The organism is Aeromonas mytilicola subsp. aquatica, from assembly GCF_044336385.1.
GTDB lineage: Bacteria > Pseudomonadota > Gammaproteobacteria > Enterobacterales > Aeromonadaceae > Aeromonas > Aeromonas rivipollensis.
The window spans coordinates 3,640,685-3,658,602 of record NZ_CP172298.1 but is presented as its reverse complement, the minus strand read 5'-3'; the positions used below and the strand labels follow the sequence as shown (position 1 = coordinate 3,658,602).

Genomic DNA, 17,918 nt, shown 5'->3' with positions numbered 1-17,918 from the left:
CACAAGGAGTGTGAGATGAGCCAAATCAGTCTGGTGGGAGCGGGCCCAGGGCCCCTCGAATTGTTGACCCTGCGCGCCCTGCACCGCATAGAGGCGGCTGAGGTGGTGGTCTATGACCGCCTGGTGGGGAGCGAGATCCTGGCCCGCATTCCCCAGGGGGCGGCCCGCTTCGATGTGGGCAAGCGCTGCGGTGAGCCGAGCCCCACCCAGGAGGAGATCAACGCCTTGCTGCTGGCCCTGGCTCGCACCGGCAAGCGGGTGGTGCGTCTCAAGGGGGGGGATCCCCTGGTGTTCGGCCGGGGCGGGGAGGAGGCGCTGCACCTGGCCCGCCACGGCATAGAGGCCGAGCTGGTGCCCGGCATCACGGCGGCCCTGGGCTGCGCCGCCAGCACCCTGATCCCCCTGACCCACAGGGGACTGGCGCGCTCCCTGACCCTGGTGACGGGCCACCTGATGGACGAGGGGGACTATAGAGGCTGGCAGGGGCTGGCCCGGGCCGGCCACACCCTGGTGTTCTACATGGGGCTGGAGCGGGCGGCCCAGATCCGGCAGGGGCTGCTGGCGGCAGGGGCATCCGGGGATCTGCCGGTGGCCCTGGTGGTGGCCGGGTGCAGTGCGCGCCAGCAGGTCCATCACGCCCGGCTGGAGGGGCTGGAGCAGGCCGCCCGTGCCCTGCTCGGCCAGAGCCCAGTGCTGATGATCATGGGGGAGGTGGTGAACCTGGGCGCCGAGCTGCAGGCCCTGCTGAACCAGACCATGGAGCGGGTGGCCTGAGCCGGGGTTTCCCCTCTACCCCCACTACCTCTGGATAGATAAAAAGGAGGTAGATTCAAATAGTTGGCCTTCATGTTGCGGCATGTTCAGCAGACACGTTGCGATAGCCGTTGGCAAGGAGCGCCATGACTACTCTTCCCCGGGGCCAGGATGGCCCCCCCTCCCGCCTGCTGATCCACGCCGATGATCCGGGTCAGGCCAATCGCCTGGCCCTGCTGGTGAGCCACTACGGCCATCAGCCCAGGATACTCGACACCCGCCAGCTGCTGACCCCGATGGAGCAGGGGGACGCCCTGCTGGTCAGTTGCCGCCAGTTCGGCGCCGAGGTGCGCCTCGGCCTCTCCCTCTGGCCGGGCTTGCCGCGCCTGCTGTTCTGCGAGCGGCTCGGGGGCGACACCCAGCTCGCCCTGTTGCAGCAGGGGGTGCTGCTGGTACCCCACCCTTGCGGCGAGCGGGAGCCGGTGGAGCAGTGGCTGCGGCTCGCCCGCAGCCAGCTGGCCATGGTGCAGGCCCTGATGCAGACCGAGAGCGAGCTGCGCCAGAAGCTGGAGGAGCGGCGGCTTATCGAGCAGGCCAAGGGGCGCCTGATGCGCCATCAGGGGCTGGACGAAGAGCAGGCCTACCGCCTGATGCGCAGCACCGCCATGAGCCGCCACCTGAGCCTGGGGGAGCTGGCGCGGCAACTGCTGCAGGCACTGCCCGCCTGAGCGCTCCGCTGGCAAACCGTTTTGGTGCAACTGCGCCTAATTGAGGCAAACGAGAAGGCAAAGCGGGAGGAAAAAGGCGGAATAGGGCCAGTTTTGGCGGCTTGGCCAATTTGGCACGGAAAGTGGATTACCCAGAAGACAAGGAGTGATGGCACCCACGGGCCCGTCACTCGCAACAGGGCAAAGAGGCCTCACCGATCCCGGATCGGTGAGGTTTTTTTTTGGCCGCGACCCTGCAACGGCGCAGGGGAATGGCCGCCCATGACTGTGATCTGAGCGAGGAAGGCGAATGAACAAGAGACAAGGATGTGCGGGTCTGCTGCTGGCGCTGCTGTCACTGCCGACGCTGGCGCTGGGGGCTCCGGAGCAGGAGGAGCTGAGGCTCGGCTTCATCAAGCTGACCGACATGGCGCCGCTGGCGGTGGCCTACGAGCGGGGCTACTTCGAGGACGAGGGGCTCTACGTGACCCTGGAAGCTCAGGCGAACTGGAAGATACTGCTGGATCGGGTGATAGACGGCGAGCTGGACGGCGCCCAGATGCTGGCGGGCCAGCCCCTGGCGGCCCACATCGGCATCGGCACTCAGGCCGAGCTGGTGACGGCTTTTGCCATGGATCTCAACGGCAACGCCATCACGGTTGCCAACAGCGTCTGGGCAGCCATGGCCCCCCAGCTGCCCAAGGCGAAGGCGGGCCAGGTGCCGCCCCCTGTGAGCGCCGCGGCCCTCAAGCCCGTGGTGGCGGAGTACCGTCAGGGGGGCAAGCCCTTCAACATGGGGATGGTGTTCCCCGTCTCCCCCCACAACTACGAGCTCAGGTACTGGCTGGCGGCGGGCGGCCTGCACCCCGGCTTCTACGCGCCCAAGCTTGGCGACAACTCGGGCCAGCGTCAGGCTGACGTGCTGCTCTCGGTGACGCCGCCACCCCAGATGCCCGCCACCCTGGAGGCTGGCACCATAGCTGGCTACAGCGTGGGGGAGCCCTGGAACCAGCAGGCGGTCGCCAGAGGCATAGGGGTGCCCGTCATCACCGACCTTGAGATCTGGCGCAACAACCCGGAGAAGGTGTTCGGCGTCACCCGGGAGTGGGCAGAGCGCCACCCCAACACCCATGTCCGGCTGGTGAAGGCGCTGCTGCGGGCGGCCTGGTGGCTGGATGCGGAGCAAAACGGCAACAGGCGCGAGGCGGCCAAGCTGCTGGCCAAACCCGAGTACGTGGGGGCCGACGAGCAGGTGATTGCGAACTCAATGACCGGCACCTTCGAGTACGCCAAGGGGGACAAGCGTCAGCTGCCGGATTTCAACGTCTTCTTCCGCCACCACGCTACCTACCCCTACTACTCGGACGCCATCTGGTATCTGACCCAGATGCGGCGCTGGGGCCAGATCCCCGAGGCCAAGCCGGACGCCTGGTTCGAGCAGGCGGCCAAGGCCGTCTACCAGCCGGGCGTCTATCGCCAGGCCGCTGAGGCGCTGATCGCCGAGGGCAAGCTCAAGGCCACCGACTTCCCGGACTTTGCCAGCGAGCAGGGCTATCGCGGCCCCCAGGATGGCTTCATCGACGGCCTGATCTACGACGGCCGCCACCCCAACGCCTATCTGCAGCAGTTTGCCATCGGCCTCAAGGGCGATGAGCGGGTGCAATGAGCAAGGAGAACCCAATGAACCGACACAAGTGGCCACTCATCCATTGGAAAGCCGTCAACTGGAAAGTCATGGTGCAGCCCCTGCTGGGCGTGCTGCTCTTCCTCGGCCTCTGGCAGTGGGGGGCGAGCCAGGTGCAGACCAGTCTGGGCACCCTGCCTGGGCCGGTGGCCACCGCCAGCCAGTTCTGGTCCCTGGGCCAGGATCACCTGGCCGAGCGGGACAAGGCGGCGGCCTTCCTCGAGCGCCAGCAGGCGCGCAACGCGGCAAGGCTGGCGGCGGATCCGGCGGCCGAGGTGAAGCTGCGCCCCTACACAGGGCGTCCCACCTTCTTCGATCAGATAGCCACCAGCCTGCTCACAGTGTTGTGCGGCTTTGGGCTGGCGACCCTGATCGCCATCCCGTGCGGGGTGTTGCTCGGCATGAATCAGGGGCTCTATCGCGCCGCCAATCCGGTGATCCAGCTGCTCAAGCCGGTGTCACCCCTGGCCTGGCTGCCCCTCATCACGCTAGTGGTGAGCGCCCTCTACGCCAACCCCAGCCCCTGGCTCGCCAAGTCCTTCCTCACTTCGGCCCTGACGGTGACCCTCTGCTCCCTCTGGCCGACCCTGATCAACACGGCGGTGGGGGTGGCGGGGCTGGACAGGGATCTGCACAACGTCAGCCGGGTGCTGCGGCTCTCTTTCGTGACCCATGTGCGGCGCATAGTGCTGCCCGGCGCCCTGCCCATGATCTTCACCGGGCTGCGGCTCTCCTTGGGGGTGGCCTGGATGGTGCTGATCGCGGCCGAGATGCTGGCCCAGAACCCGGGGCTCGGCAAGTTCGTGTGGGACGAGTTCCAGAGCGGCGGATCGGCCTCCCTGGCCCGCATCATGGTGGCTGTGATCACCATAGGCCTCATCGGCTGCGCCCTGGACAGGGGCATGCTGGCCCTGCAGCAGTGGCTCTCCTGGGACAAGCGCCAGGTCTTGCGCTAGGGCAGCCAAGGCAGCACAGGCCCGGCAACAGTGGCCAGGTACTGCGTTAATCACATTCCTATTCAGGCAGGAGAAGAGCCAATGAAGAGTTATCTGGAGATAAGCGACGTCGGCATCTCGTTCGAGACGGAGCAGGGCAGCTTCGAAGCCCTCAGCCGGGTCAACCTGCGCATCGAGAAGGGGGAGTTCGTCTCCCTCATAGGTCACTCGGGCTGCGGCAAGAGCACAGTGCTCAACCTGGTGGCCGGACTGCTGGAGCCGACCCTCGGCGGCATCATACTCGATGGCCGCGAGGTGGCGGGCCCCGGGCCCGAGCGGGCCATGGTGTTCCAGAACCATGCCCTGCTGCCCTGGCTCAGCGTCCAGCAGAACGTGGCGCTGGCGGTGGGGCAGGTTGAGCCGAACCGGCGGGCGGCTTCGGAGCGGGTGGACTACTACCTCTCCCTGGTGCAGATGGACCACGCCAGCCGGAAGATGCCCCACGAGCTGTCGGGGGGCATGAAACAGCGGGTCGGTATCGCCCGGGCGCTGTCGCTCTCCCCCAAGGTGCTGCTGATGGACGAGCCGTTCGGCGCCCTCGATGCCCTGACCCGGGCCCATCTGCAGGATGCCCTGATGGCTATTCAGGCGGAGCTTGGCAACACCGTCATCATGATCACCCACGACGTGGACGAGGCTGTGCTGCTCTCCGATCGCATCTGCATGATGACCAACGGCCCCAGTGCCACAGTCGGGGAGATCCTGACAGTGGACCTGCCAAGGCCCAGGGACAGGGTCGCCCTGGCGGACGATCCCCACTACCACAAGCTGCGCCAGCAGGTGCTGCGCTTCCTCTACGAGAAGCAGCGCAAGGTGACCCCCCTCAAGGCGGCCGAGAAAGTGCGCAGCAAGCTGCGTGCCTGAGCCAAACGGATTCAAGGAAGAGAGATATGGCTGACAAAGAGCAACAGTGGGTGGTAGGCGACGGCATGGACCTGATCGATAGCCAGAGCACCGGATCCACCGAAAAGCAGCGCCTGCTGGTGGTGGGCAACGGCATGGTGGGTCACCACTTTATCGAGCAGTTGGTGGCGGCCGGCGGGTTGGCGCGCTTCGAGGTGACCGTATTCGGGGCCGAGCCGGACTCCGCCTACGACAGGGTGCACCTCTCCGAGGTGTTCGGCGGCAAGGCCCCGGAGGCGCTGCGCATGGCGGATCCCGCCTGGTATGAGGCGCAGGGGGTCGAACTGCGGCTGGGGGCCGGGGTGGAGGTGCTCGACAGAGCCGCCCGCACCCTGACGCTGGCCAACGGCGAGCAGTTCCCTTACGACCGTCTGGTGCTGGCGACCGGCTCAGTGCCCTTCGTGCCCCCCATCCCCGGCCACCAGCGGGAGGGGTGCTTCGTCTACCGCACCCTGGGGGATCTCGCCGCCATCCGCGATGCTTGCGCCCAGGCCCGCAGCGGCGTGGTGATCGGCGGCGGCCTGCTGGGGCTGGAGGCGGCCAACGCCCTGCGCCTGCTCGGTCTCAAGACCCAGGTGGTGGAGTTCGCCCCGCGGCTGATGCCGGTGCAGCTCGACGAGAGCGGCGGCGCCGTGCTGCGAGACAAAATTCAGGCCCTCGGGGTCGAGGTGCTGGTGGAGAAGGCCACAGAGTGCATAGAGCAGGGGGAGCAGGCTCGCCACCGCCTGCGCTTCAAGGACGGCTCTCATCTTGAGACCGACGTGCTGCTGTTCTCCGCCGGCATACGCCCCGCCGACGCCCTGGCCCGTCAATCAGGGTTGGAGGTCGGGGAGCGCGGCGGCATCTGCATCGACGACGGCTGCCACAGCTCGGATCCCGCCATCCTCGCCATCGGCGAGTGCGCGCTCTGGCAGGGGCGCATCTTCGGCCTGGTGGCCCCCGGCTACCAGATGGCCCGGGCCGCCGTGGCCAGCCTGTGTGGCGGCGAGAGCCGCTTCGTGGGGGCCGACATGTCCACCAAGCTCAAGCTGATGGGGGTGGACGTGGGCTCCATCGGCGACGCCCACGCCAGCACCGCCGGGGCCCAGGAGCTGCTGCTGCTGGACAGGGTCAAGGGCATCTACAAGAAGCTGGTGACCGACGGCGAGGGCAATCGGCTGCTCGGCGCCATCCTGGTGGGGGACGGAACCGATTATGAGCGGTTGCTGCAGTACTACCAGAACGGGGTGGCGCTGCCCCAGCCGCCGCTCTCCCTGCTGGTGGGGGAGGTGGGGGCTGCCCCCGCGCCCCTGGTGCTGCCGGACAGCGCCATCCTCTGCTCCTGCCACAACGTCAGCAAGGGGGAGGTGGTGGCCGCCGTTCGGGCGGGCAACCACGAGCTTTCGGCGGTCAAGAGCTGCACCAGGGCGGGCACCGGCTGCGGCGGCTGCGGCAACCTGCTCAAGCAGGTGGTGGAGCAGACCCTGAGCGAGATCGGGGTCGAGGCGGACAAGGGGCTGTGCGAGCACTTCGCCTACAGCCGCCAGGAGCTCTATCACCTGGCCCGGGTCGGCGAGCTGAAGAGCTTCGAGGCGCTGCGGGACAAGCACGGCCAGGGGCTGGGGTGCGACATCTGCAAGCCGACGGTGGCCTCCATACTGGCGTCCCTCTGGAACGAGCATGTGCTGGAGAAGCCCCACCGTGGCCTGCAAGACACCAACGACGCCTTCCTCGCGAACCTGCAAAAGGACGGCACCTACTCAGTGGTGCCGCGCATCCCGGGTGGGGAGATCACCCCGGACGGCCTCATCACCATAGGGGAGGTGGCGCGCAAGTACGGCCTCTACACCAAGATCACCGGTGGCCAGCGCATAGATCTCTTCGGTGCCCGGGTCGACCAGCTGCCCGCCATCTGGGGCGAGCTGGTGGCGGCGGGCTTCGAGACTGGCCAGGCCTACGGCAAGTCGGTGCGCACCGTGAAGTCCTGCGTCGGTTCGACCTGGTGTCGCTACGGGGTGCAGGACTCCATGACCCTGACCCAGACCCTGGAGCACCGCTACAAGGGGCTGCGGGCCCCCCACAAGCTGAAGTTTGCGGTCTCCGGCTGCACCCGGGAGTGCGCAGAGGCCCAGAGCAAGGACATAGGCGTCATCGCCACCGAGCGGGGCTGGAACCTCTATGTGTGCGGCAACGGCGGCATGCGGCCGCGCCACGCCGATCTGTTTGCCACCGACCTCGACGAGCAGACCCTGATCCGCTACATAGACCGGTTGCTGATGTTCTACGTGCGCACCGGGGATCGGTTGCAGCGTACCTCGGTCTGGATGGAGAGCATGGAGGGGGGGCTCGACTACCTCAAGTCGGTGATCATCGAGGACAGGCTCGGCATAGGGGCCGAGCTGGAGGCCATGATGGGAGAGATAGTCGGCACCTGGCAGTGCGAGTGGAAGAGCACCTTGGCGGATCCGGACAAGCTGAAGCTGTTCGAGGCCTTCGTCAACCGGCCCGAGGACGAGACGCCGCCGCGCCGTGAGGAGCGGGGCCAGTGGGTGCCGGATATCAGTATCAAGGAGGTGGTATGAAGGATTTCAAGGAAGGCACAGCGCACCCCGAGCATGGGCAGTGGCATAGGGTGTGCGAGCTGGCTGCCCTGCCGGAGCAGGCCGGGCGCAGCGCCTGGCTGGAGGGGCGGGTGCTGGCGCTGTTTCGCCTCGGGGGGCGGGTCTATGCCCTGGACGGGGTGGACCCTCTGGCCGGCGTGGCCGTGCTGGGGCGCGGCCTGGTGGGGGACGCCGGGGGCGAGCCCGTGGTCGCCTCGCCGCTCTACAAGCAGCGCTACGCCCTGATGGATGGCCGCTGCCTGGACGATCCTGCCCTGAGTGTCGCCTGTTGGCCGGTGCGGCTGGATGAGGGCGCTGTCTGGGTGCAACTGGGCTGAGGGGGTCGTGTATATCGTATTGAGGATCACCGGGCTTGCCCGGTGATGTTCTTGTTGCTGACCCGACATTACAAGCAGCGCTATGCCCTGATGGACGGTCGCTGTCTGGACTATCCGGCCCTGAGTGTCGCGAGGCTGGGCTGAGTGCGCCGCACATATTCCATGAAGGATCACCGGGCTTGCCCGGTGATGTTCTTGTTGCTGACCCGACATTACAAGCAGCGCTATGCCCTGATGGACGGTCGCTGTCTGGACCATCCAGCCCTGAGTGTCGCGCGGCTGGGCTGAGTGCGCCGCACATATCCCATGAAGGATCACCGGGCTTGCCCGGTGATTTTTTGTGGCTGACCCGACATTTCTTGCACGAGAGGATGGCGGGAAAACGTTTTTCGGAAATAATGGACAAACGTTTGCAACTGGATGTTTGTCTATGACGGAACGTGAACAAGAGATCCTCGCCCTGCTGCGCCAGGATCCCATGATTGCCCAGCAGGAGCTGGCAGACAGGCTGGGTATCAGCCGCTCCGCGCTGGCGAGTCACATCTCCAGCCTGATGCGCCAGGGCTATGTGCAGGGGCGCGGCTATGTGCTGCGAGAAGGCCCCTACGCCGTGGTGATCGGCGGCGCCAACATGGACATCTGTGGCTGCAGCCACGACAACCTGCGCATCGGCGACTCCAACCCGGGCCGGGTCCGCACCTCCGCCGGCGGGGTGGGGCGCAACATAGCCGAGAACCTGGCGCGGCTCGGCACCGACACCCGGCTGCTGACGGCTGTGGGCAACGATCAGTACGGTCATCACCTGCTGGAGGTGAGCCAGCGCGCCGGCGTCGACGTGCGCCAGACGCTGGTGCTGGAGGGGCAGGCGACCTCCTGTTACCTCAGCCTGCACGATGGCAGCGGCGAGATGAGCTGCGCCGTCAACGACATGGGCATCATCGACGAACTCACCCCGGCCAGGCTTACCCCGCTCAGCGGTTTCCTTGGCGCGGCCCGGCTCTGGGTGCTGGACACCAATCTCGCCACCCACACCCTGGACTGGCTGTTCGAGCGTCAGGGTGAGCACATCATCTTCGTCGACACCGTCTCTGTGGCCAAGGTGGAGAAGATCCGCCCCTGGCTGCATCGGATCCACACCCTCAAACCGAACCGCAGCGAGGCCGAGCAGCTGTGCGGCTTCACCATAGCTGGGCCAGATACCTGGCCCATGGCGGCGGCCTGGTTCCACCGGGCAGGGGTGCAGCGGCTGTTCCTGAGCCTCGGGGATCAGGGGATTTTCTACAGCGACGGGGAGTGCCAGGGCCATCTGCCCGTGCTCGGCAGCCCCGTCGTCAACGTGACCGGCGGTGGCGATGCCTTCATGGCAGGGCTGGCCCACGCCTGGTTGCAGGAGCAGGGCATCATGGAGACGACCCGTTTCGCCCTCGGCTGCGCCGCCCTCACCGTCAATTGTTCCGATACCGTCTTTTCCGGCCTATCCAAGGCCGCCGTTGAACGCATGCTGGAGGAGTACCCATGTTGAACGCTTACCTCGATATCCAACCTGAAGTCGCTGCGGCCCTGGCCGCCGGCAAACCCGTCGTAGCCCTGGAGTCCACCATCATCTCCCACGGCATGCCCTATCCGCAGAACGTGGAGACGGCGCGCCAGGTGGAGCAGGTGGTGCGCGACAACGGCGCCGTGCCGGCCACCATCGCCATTCTGGATGGCCGCCTCAAGGTGGGGCTGGATGCGGGGGCGCTGGAGGCGCTGGGCAAGGCCGGTCACGCCGCCACCAAGTGCAGCCGACGGGATATCCCCTTCGTGCTGGCGAACAAGGGGCTGGGGGCAACCACGGTAGCCTCCACCATGATCATCGCCGCCATGGCGGGGATCCGGGTGTTCGCCACCGGCGGCATCGGCGGCGTGCACCGCGGCGCCCAGGAGACCTTCGACATCTCGGCGGATCTGCAGGAGTTCGCCCAGACCCCGGTGGCCGTGGTCTGCGCCGGTGCCAAGTCGATACTCGACATCGGCCTGACCCTGGAGTACCTGGAGACCCAGGGGGTGCCCGTCATCGGCTACCAGACCGATGAGCTGCCCGCCTTCTACACCCGCGAGAGTGGCTTCAAGGTGGATTACCGCCTCGACACCCCGGCGGCCATTGCCGAGGCGCTGCGCCTCAAGTGGGAGCTGGGGCTGGCCGGTGGCGCCGTGGTCACCAACCCGATCCCGACCCAGTTTGCCATGCCCAAGGCCGACATAGATGCGGCCATTGCCCAGGCGCTGCAGGAAGCGGACGAGCAGGACGTCAAGGGCAAGGCATCCACCCCCTTCCTGCTGGCGCGGGTGTGCGAGCTGACCGGCGGCAACTCCCTGGCGGCCAACATCCAGCTGGTGCTGAACAACGCCGCCCTGGGGGCAAAGATTGCCGCCAGCCTGTAAACATCTTTGTGATAGATGCAAAAGAGGGCCAATAGGCCCTCTTTTTATTGCGAAAATCGCTTACATAAAACCCTATTGCAGCACCTGGCGCCCGTTGAGAGGCTGGACGGGTCTGTTGTTGGGGTGGTGCATCACCGCCTTGAAGGCGTCGATCTGGGCCTGACTCACCTGCACCGGCTGCTTCATCACCAGCCAGCGCACTCCTTCCGAGCAGGGCGGTGTGGTCAGCGAGCCGCTGAAGCGGTAGTAGTCGCGCTGGGTGGGCAGCAGTTGCTCTGCCGAGAGCGGCACCTTGAGGGCGCGAGTTTCCCCCGCCTTGGCTGGCAGCGCCTGCCAGGCCTGGCTCAGGGCCGGGTTGGCGCGGCCCGCCTCGAACATCACCGCTACCACCGCCAGCTCCCCCTTGTCGTTGGCGTGGACCAGGTGCCCCTCCAGGGGGTAGGACCTGCCCTCGATGAGGTTTTCGCTGGGGGCGTGGAAGTGGAACTGCTTGAGCTCGAACGCCATACCGTCGAGTTGCAAGTTGCTGCCGGGGGCATAGTTGACCTGTACCGTGTGGCCATTGTTGACCAGCGTCTTGCCGCCTGGCAGGTAGTGGAACTGCAGCGGCGCCAGCTCGGCCTCCACCAGAGCCGTGAGGTTGACCGGCGACTGGTTGCTGCCGGCGCACTGGCCAAACTCCGGGGTCAGCCTTGCCCATTTCGCCGGGCCGGCCTCGCCACTGTATTCCCAGTGCACAGTGGCGGCGAAGGCGGCGGGGCAGAGCAGCAGGGCGCCGGCCAGCAGGGACTTTATCATCATATATCCTTATCTTGATTGAAAAGCACAACCATTCGCCTCCTTGATTAAGTGAAGGAATAACAAATGGCATCGTCTGAAATAAGGGGAACAGCAGTTCAGACCGGCTTCTTTATTATTTATGGCGACAGCTGACCATATTTATGATGCATATTAAATGGATCTAATTAATGGACTGTCGCCACTGCATATTGAATAATCGCTTTATTCAATGACAGCAATCTAATTAATAGGCTGTCGTTGCTGATGAATTAGCTCATAATTCACGCATCGAAATTCAGCTTGTTTTTACCTCGCAAGTCCCCGCCGTTATTCCGTCTAAAATAAATCAATCCATTGTTTTTGTTGTAGTTTTTTGTAACTCATATTGATCTTGGGCAAATAAGAGACAGCCTTTCCCGGGCAGGCTGAGGCTGCGATTGTTCGCAGACTCAAGGGAGAGAAAAAAGATGAATAAATATTGTCTGCTGCTGGCACTGGCCTTGCCCGGGATGGGGTGGGCGAGTGAGCCGATACAAGCGGTCGAAGCCGCCAAGGTGAAAGACCCGGCGAAAGTCGAGCTGGGCAAGATGCTGTTCTTCGAACCGAGACTGTCAAAATCCAATGCCATCTCCTGCAACTCCTGCCACAACCTAGCGACCGGCGGGGTGGACAATCAGGTCAGCTCCCTCGGCCACAAGTGGAAGGAGGGGCCGATCAACTCCCCGACCGTGCTCAACTCCAGCCTCAACTTCGTGCAGTTCTGGGATGGTCGCGCCAAGGATCTGAAGGAGCAGGCGGCCGGGCCCATCGAGAACCCGCTGGAGATGGCCTTCACCCACAAGCTGGCGGTGGGCACCCTGCATACCCTGCCCGAGTACCGCGCCCGCTTCGATGCCGTCTACGGCAAGGCGGACTTTGGCATAGATGAAGTCACCGATGCCATCGCCGCCTTCGAGGAGACCCTGATCACCCCCAATGCCCCCTTCGATCGCTGGCTGAAGGGGGACGGCAAGGCGCTGACGGCGCAGCAACTGAAGGGGTACCAGCTGTTCAAGGAGAAGGGCTGCACCGCCTGCCACAACGGGGTCGCCATAGGTGGCAACTCCTTCCAGAAGATGGGGCTGGTCAAGCACTACCAGACCGACAACCCTGCCCAGGGACGCGGCGCCGTGACCGGCGAGCCGCAGCTCATCGGCTGGTTCAAGGTGCCCACCCTGCGCAACATAGAGCTGACCTACCCCTACTTCCACGACGGCGCCGTCTGGGATCTCAAGGAGGCGGTGCAGATCATGGCGGACATCCAGCTCGGCCAGCGCCTGAGCGAGCAGGAGGCCGACGACATGACCGCCTACCTCGAGAGCCTGACCGGGGAGCAGCCGCAGATAGTGCTGCCCATACTGCCGCCGTCCCGGCCCGATACCCCCAGGCCTGAGGTGAAGAGCTGAGCTACATGAGGAGAGTGGCGGAGCCGGTGGCTCCGCTTTTTGTCTGCCTATCTATCTGATAACCAAGTCAAAGTGCCGTTCCTGTCACAGCGAGGACGGGATGGCAATCCCCCAGCTGGCGACAGGGATTTCACCGATCTGCCGTCCCCCTCACATTTCCGCACTGCTCGCTATTTGTGCGATTGCCTTGCTCATCCGACCTGGTGTCAAATCACTCCGCCTAACACAAGGAGTGGCATAATAATGAATAATATCAATAAATTAGTTCTGGCTATCGGATTTACTCTCACCACTTTCCCGACCCTGGCGGCGGGCTTCCAGTGCAAGGATCACGTTGCCCTGGGAGTGCCTGGTCAATCCAGTCAGCTGTTGTGCCGGGAGGGCTATGCCGCCGGTTACAACTACGACACCAAGGTCTCTGACTGGGTCTCTTACCGGATGACGGTGGCCAGCGCCCAGGGGCAGGTGCCGCGCAAGGATGCCTTCGCCGAAGACAAGGAGGTGCCGGTGCAGTACCGCGCCACCCTGGCGGACTACAAGGGCTCGGGCTTTGACCGCGGCCATCAGGCGCCCGCGGCGGACATGCGCACCAGCGCCACCACCATGAAGCAGAGCTTCCTGCTGACCAACATGACGCCGCAGTTGCCGGCCCTCAATCAGGGGGCCTGGCGCATTCTGGAGGAGAAGACCCGGCAGTGGGCCATCGCCTATGAGAATGTCCAGGTGATCACGGGCCCCATCTTCACCAATTCCGATGGCGCCATCGGCAATGGCGTGACTGTGCCCCATGCCTATTACAGGGTGGTGATGGACGTGGCCAACCAGGAAGCCATCGCCTTCATCCTGCCCCAGGAGAATGTGTCGGCCAGCCGGCTTGCGGACTACATAGTGACTGTGGATGCGGTGGAGGAGCAGACCGGGCTCGATTTCTTCGCCGCGCTGCCGGATGAGGCGGAAGAGGCCATGGAATCCCAGCTGATGACCATGTGGGGCAACTAGTCTCCCCAGAGGTGATGACGGGGGCCTGAGTCCCTGTCATCACAGGTCCCGGGCGTGAGGTGCCATCATCGGAATGAGCCTCGCCTGGCTATTGCCTTGCCCACTGGTACAGCTCCAGTACAGCTTGGGTTTGGCTATGGGCCCTTATCATGCCCCTTTTTTCAGGAGGCATAATGTCAGCTCTGTTTTCTCTTCATCTCTCATCCCCCTTTACCCGCGCCTTGCGCATCCTGGTGCCGATGGCGCTGCTCGGCGGGGTTGTGTCCCCGGCCATGGCCGATGATGAATTTCGGCTGGGCAATACCATGCTGCTGGGGGTGGGCGACCATGCTGCCATCATTCCCGTCATCATCTGTCGTCCGGCCAAGTCCATCATGGTCAAGGCGGGGCGGGAGCTGACCCTGGACAGGGTCAAGGTGATCTACGGCAATGACCGCAGCAAGACACTGCATTTTGACAAGAGCCTGAAAGAGGATCAGGAGTCCGGCTGGAAGTCCCTCGGCAGCCGGGTCTGCATCAAGCGGATCGAGGTTTATGGCAATTCGGAAGGGAGCAAGGCGGGGGTCAAGGTGTACGGCCGTAAATAAGAGAGGGACGGGGGCTTAACATCCCCCGTCCATTTAGCTATTTCTTGGGGCGGAATGGCTTGATGACGGCTTCATCGCACTCGAGATAGGGCCCGTCCATCAGGTCGATGCAGTAGGGGATGGCGGGGAAGACCGCATCCAGGCACTCGCGGATGGACTTGGGCTTGCCCGGCAGGTTGACGATGAGGGAGCTGCCGCGCAGGCCGGCGGTCTGGCGTGACAAAATGGCGGTGGGCACGAACTTGAGTGACTCGGCCCGCATCAGTTCGCCAAAGCCCGGCATCATGCGATCGCACACGGCTTCGGTGGCTTCCGGCGTCACATCCCGCTTGGCCGGTCCTGTGCCGCCCGTGGTGACGATGAGGCAGCATGACTCCTCATCCGCCAGCCGAACCAGGGTCGCCTCAATCTGATCCTGCTCATCCGGGATTACCTGATAGACGGGTTCCCACTCCGAGGTCAGATAGGCGTCAAGGGTGTCGATGATGGCCTTGCCGGAGAGATCTTCATAGATGCCCGCGCTGGCGCGATCGCTGACGGTGACTATACCGATTCTTGCCTTGCTCATGCTCAACCCTTGGTCATTGGAAAAAGTGGTAAATAAAATAACATAATCAGTGAGATATGTTAAACCACCGGCTTGGGTGCGACATGGCAAGGTCTAAATTGAGAGTCGAACGAAAAGCAGATCTATTCGCTATCGATGAATAGGGAATAAGAAGAGCCATAAAAGCCTTTAAAATTTATAAAAAAAGTGACGCATGGGGCATCACTATAATTTCATGAATCCTAAAGAATTAATCTTTCCTCTCGCCCAATATCCGCCCACTGGATGAAAAAGCGGACTCCTGTGACTCGGAGCCGACAGACCCAAATCCCCACTATCTTATATAACCTTCCTATGGACAGCGAAATGATGTGCCGGGCGTGGTCGCACTTGGATGTGGGAGGCGTCTGGCCAGGAGGGGATATGGAGCTGCCAGATTTTGATACGCTCAAACACTGGGCCCTGGCCGAGCCGGAGCGGCTCGATGCCCTGTTGCATCAGCAGATAGAGGCCCTGATAGCGCAGGTGGGGCCGGATCGGCAGCGGCGGTTGCGGGGCCTGCAGTTTCGCATCGATTGCCAGCGCCGTCTGGCCAGGAACAATCTCGACAGCTGCATCCGGATTGCCAACATGATGCACGACTCCGTGTATACCATGCGCCGCCACATCATTCAGCTGCAGGAGGAGTCTCTGGCGCAAGCCGAAGAGAGGCTGCCGCCAGACAATGTGATAGTGCTGGCGGATCATCCGAGGAATAAATAATTTATTGGTCGCCACCCTGCTCCGTTATTTTCAATATTTTCTTCAGCGCAAACCACCCAATGTTAATAAAAAGGGTGGTTTGTTTTTTATTTGCTGCAAATTCACATTGCACACTCATTTAATAACATGGGGCCCGCTAAATCCGCAGATATGGATGAAGGAATATAACGCTTGAGGTAATATCTCGGCACATTTCATCTTGCTACGACTCTAAGGGATTATGAGAAGTATCACACCAAGAAGGGTGCTGTCGCGGGAGCAACAGACAGAGATCACCCGGATCATCGTCAAGGTGGGTCAGTTGCTGGCCCAGCATGGTGCCGAGGGGCGCATCATAGAGCAGACCACGGTCCGGCTCGGGTTGGCGCTGGGGCTGGAGAGTGTCGAGATGGCCATCTCCGCCAGCGCCATAGTGCTCACCAGCCTCTATCAGGGGAGTTGCGTCACCACCACCCGCCGGGTGCGGGATCAGGGGATCAACATGCAGGTGGTGTGCGAGGTCCAGCGCATCTGCATCCTGGCGGAGAAGGAGCTGATCGGTGTGCGGGAGGTGCGCCAGCGGCTCGACGGCATAGTGCCGTTCCATTATCACCCCTGGCTAGTAGTGCCCATGGTGGGGCTCTCCTGCGGCGCCTTCAGTCTGCTGTTCGGCGGCGACTGGCCCATCTTCCTGGTGACCTTCATCGCCGCTGCGGTGGCGATGCGAGTGCGCCAGCTGATGGCTCGCCATCACCACAGTCCGCTCATCAACTTCGCCGCGACCGGCTTCGTCGCCACCCTGATCGCCTCCTGCGCCACCTACTTCCAGTGGGGAGACCAACCCTATCTCGCCATGGCGGCCAGCGTCTTGCTGCTGGTGCCGGGTTTCCCGCTCATCAATGCGGTCTCCGACATGGTGAAGGGCTACTTCAACCTGGGGCTGGCCCGCTGGGGCATGGCGACCCTGCTCACCATCAGCGCCGTCATCGGCATAGTGCTGGCCATGTCGGTCACCGGGATCTGGGGCTGGAAACTGTGGTGGAACTCCATATGAGATGCAATGACGCTATCCGCGCTCGAAGCGGGACAATAGCGCGCCGTTTCGGTGCCACTAGTGTGAGTGTTGGGCCAGGACCTCGTCTGGTGGTCTTGGCGGGAGGGACGCGGCCATGATGGAACTGCTCTTGCTGCTCGCCAGGGATGCGTTCTGGTCTGCCATACCGGCGGTCGGCTTTGCCATGCTGTTCAATGTGCCGCCTAGGATGCTGAAGTATTGCGCCATGGGAGGCGCCCTGGCCCACAGCCTGCGCACCCTGCTCATTCATTACGGCATGCCCATAGAGTGGGCCACCCTGGCGGCGTCTACTACGGTGGGCTTTGTCTGCGTCTACTGGTCGAAGCGCCTGCTGGCACCGCGCCCCGTGTTCAGCGTCGCCTCCATCATCCCCATGATCCCGGGTGTTTATGCGTTCAAGACCATGATTGCCGTGGTGGAGCTCAACATCTCGGGGGTGACCACGGAGCTTATCCATCACGCCGTGACCAACGGCCTCAAGGTGCTCTTTATCGTGGGGGCCCTCAGTTTCGGTTTGGCGATCCCCTCTCTGGTCGTGTACCGTAACCGGCCCATTGTCTGAGACAGGCTGCAAGAGGCTGAACCCATGCACATTTCCATGATTGCCGCCATGGCGCACGATCGCGTGATTGGCCTGGACAACCAGATGCCCTGGCATCTGCCCGCCGATCTGGCCCACTTCAAGCGGGTGACGCTCGGCAAGCCGGTGCTGATGGGGCGCAAGACCTTCGAGTCCATAGGTCGCCCGCTGCCCGGACGCCGCAACCTGGTGATCAGCCGCAACCCTGACTATTGCGCAGAAGGGGTGGAGGTGGTCGATTCGGTCGAGGCCGCGCTCACCTTGCTGGCAAGGGGCGAGAAAGTGGATGAGCTGATGGTGATAGGGGGGGGTCATCTCTATGGCCAGCTGCTGCCCCGGGCCGACAGGCTCTATCTGACACGCATCGATCTGGCGGTGGCAGGGGATACCCGCTTCCCCGCCTTCGATGAGGGAGACTGGGTGCGCACCGAGAGCGATCCCCATCAGCCCGACGAGAAGAACCCTCATCCTTATTGCTTCGAAACCTGGCTGCGACGCTAATCCTTCCCGTCAGCAAGGCCCCTCCACTGCGAGGGGCTTTTTTTCGACTTCGCCGCCGCGCTCCGCATAGGCCCCTTTCCTGCTCAATCCTCCCCTAACCCCCCCCCTTCACAGGGATTAAATATGATTAATGTTGTAATTGTTTTATGGGTCTTGATGAAAGGGGTCCTCAGTCCGGGGGTTACCCTCATTTATGCTCCTCACTCCCTTGATTCTACTCATGATATGGATAATAAACGGACTATTCATGCAGCTACCTCATATTTTTCCGATCCATTTC

18 protein-coding genes are annotated in these 17,918 nt (G+C 63.4%); 16 read left to right on the top strand and 2 right to left on the bottom strand.

The features are described from left to right. Positions 1–15: 15 nt before the first annotated feature. The 9 genes from cobA (at position 16) to ACFWHB_RS16695 (ending at position 10,383) form a co-directional block, all read left to right on the top strand. A complete protein-coding gene (cobA, locus tag ACFWHB_RS16735; RefSeq protein WP_395948888.1) occupies positions 16–774 on the top strand; it encodes a uroporphyrinogen-III C-methyltransferase in 759 nt (252 codons plus the stop codon). 125 nt (positions 775–899) lie between these two features. Beyond that, positions 900–1,481 carry an ANTAR domain-containing response regulator gene (locus ACFWHB_RS16730; RefSeq protein WP_205642334.1) on the top strand — a complete coding sequence of 194 codons (582 nt, stop codon included), beginning with the start codon at positions 900–902 and terminating at the stop codon, positions 1,479–1,481. Between the two features lie 289 nt (positions 1,482–1,770). Beyond that, positions 1,771–3,126: a CmpA/NrtA family ABC transporter substrate-binding protein gene (locus ACFWHB_RS16725; RefSeq protein WP_395948887.1), complete on the top strand. Its 1,356-nt coding sequence runs from the start codon at positions 1,771–1,773 to the stop codon at positions 3,124–3,126. A 14-nt stretch (positions 3,127–3,140) separates the two neighbouring features. Then, entirely contained in the window at positions 3,141–4,100 is a 960-nt protein-coding gene (locus ACFWHB_RS16720; protein WP_395948886.1) for an ABC transporter permease, read from the top strand. A gap of 81 nt (positions 4,101–4,181) precedes the next feature. Continuing rightward, entirely contained in the window at positions 4,182–5,003 is an 822-nt protein-coding gene (locus ACFWHB_RS16715) for an ABC transporter ATP-binding protein (protein WP_139745503.1), read from the top strand. Positions 5,004–5,029: 26 nt separating this feature from the next. Next, a complete protein-coding gene (nirB, locus tag ACFWHB_RS16710; RefSeq protein WP_395948885.1) occupies positions 5,030–7,603 on the top strand; it encodes a nitrite reductase large subunit NirB in 2,574 nt (857 codons plus the stop codon). Then, positions 7,600–7,959, top strand: coding sequence for a nitrite reductase small subunit NirD (nirD, locus tag ACFWHB_RS16705; RefSeq protein ID WP_256685218.1), 360 nt, complete (start codon positions 7,600–7,602; stop codon positions 7,957–7,959). Before nirB ends, nirD begins: the two co-directional genes overlap by 4 nt. 430 nt (positions 7,960–8,389) lie before the next feature. Continuing rightward, positions 8,390–9,481: a PfkB family carbohydrate kinase gene (locus ACFWHB_RS16700; RefSeq protein ID WP_234677185.1), complete on the top strand. Its 1,092-nt coding sequence runs from the start codon at positions 8,390–8,392 to the stop codon at positions 9,479–9,481. Next, entirely contained in the window at positions 9,475–10,383 is a 909-nt protein-coding gene (locus tag ACFWHB_RS16695; protein ID WP_368169966.1) for a pseudouridine-5'-phosphate glycosidase, read from the top strand. The genes ACFWHB_RS16700 and ACFWHB_RS16695 overlap by 7 nt, the downstream gene beginning before the upstream one ends. 72 nt (positions 10,384–10,455) lie before the next feature. On the opposite strand, the gene ACFWHB_RS16690 is transcribed toward ACFWHB_RS16695, so the two are convergent. Next, on the bottom strand, positions 10,456–11,181 hold the full coding sequence (locus ACFWHB_RS16690; RefSeq protein ID WP_289985009.1) for a carbonic anhydrase: 726 nt from the start codon (positions 11,179–11,181) through the stop codon (positions 10,456–10,458). A gap of 449 nt (positions 11,182–11,630) precedes the next feature. Between ACFWHB_RS16690 and ACFWHB_RS16685 the strand changes: the two genes are divergently transcribed. The 3 genes from ACFWHB_RS16685 to ACFWHB_RS16675 all read left to right on the top strand — a co-directional run bounded on the left by ACFWHB_RS16685 (position 11,631) and on the right by ACFWHB_RS16675 (position 14,194). Next, complete coding sequence (locus ACFWHB_RS16685) at positions 11,631–12,608, top strand: cytochrome-c peroxidase (RefSeq protein WP_168234491.1); 978 nt, start codon at positions 11,631–11,633, stop codon at positions 12,606–12,608. Between the two features lie 243 nt (positions 12,609–12,851). Then, the gene (locus ACFWHB_RS16680; RefSeq protein ID WP_289985007.1) at positions 12,852–13,607 is read left to right on the top strand and encodes a DNA/RNA non-specific endonuclease; all 756 of its coding nucleotides are present in this window, start codon (positions 12,852–12,854) and stop codon (positions 13,605–13,607) included. Between the two features lie 239 nt (positions 13,608–13,846). Further along, complete coding sequence (locus ACFWHB_RS16675) at positions 13,847–14,194, top strand: DUF2541 family protein (RefSeq protein ID WP_289985135.1); 348 nt, start codon at positions 13,847–13,849, stop codon at positions 14,192–14,194. A 37-nt stretch (positions 14,195–14,231) separates the two neighbouring features. On the opposite strand, the gene mog is transcribed toward ACFWHB_RS16675, so the two are convergent. Next, positions 14,232–14,762 (bottom strand): molybdopterin adenylyltransferase, encoded by a 531-nt coding sequence (gene mog, locus ACFWHB_RS16670; protein ID WP_025325984.1) that lies wholly within the window; start codon positions 14,760–14,762, stop codon positions 14,232–14,234. 402 nt (positions 14,763–15,164) lie between these two features. On the opposite strand from mog, the gene ACFWHB_RS16665 reads away from it, so the two are divergent. From ACFWHB_RS16665 to folA, 4 genes are all read left to right on the top strand, one after another. Continuing rightward, entirely contained in the window at positions 15,165–15,503 is a 339-nt protein-coding gene (locus ACFWHB_RS16665; RefSeq protein ID WP_106887673.1) for a DUF3135 domain-containing protein, read from the top strand. 220 nt (positions 15,504–15,723) lie between these two features. Further along, positions 15,724–16,536 carry a threonine/serine exporter family protein gene (locus ACFWHB_RS16660; RefSeq protein ID WP_106887672.1) on the top strand — a complete coding sequence of 271 codons (813 nt, stop codon included), beginning with the start codon at positions 15,724–15,726 and terminating at the stop codon, positions 16,534–16,536. Positions 16,537–16,651: 115 nt separating this feature from the next. Continuing rightward, positions 16,652–17,119: a threonine/serine exporter family protein gene (locus ACFWHB_RS16655; RefSeq protein ID WP_106887671.1), complete on the top strand. Its 468-nt coding sequence runs from the start codon at positions 16,652–16,654 to the stop codon at positions 17,117–17,119. Between the two features lie 24 nt (positions 17,120–17,143). Further along, positions 17,144–17,638, top strand: a complete 495-nt coding sequence (gene folA / locus ACFWHB_RS16650; protein WP_395948884.1) for a type 3 dihydrofolate reductase — start codon at positions 17,144–17,146, stop codon at positions 17,636–17,638. Positions 17,639–17,918: the final 280 nt, after the last annotated feature.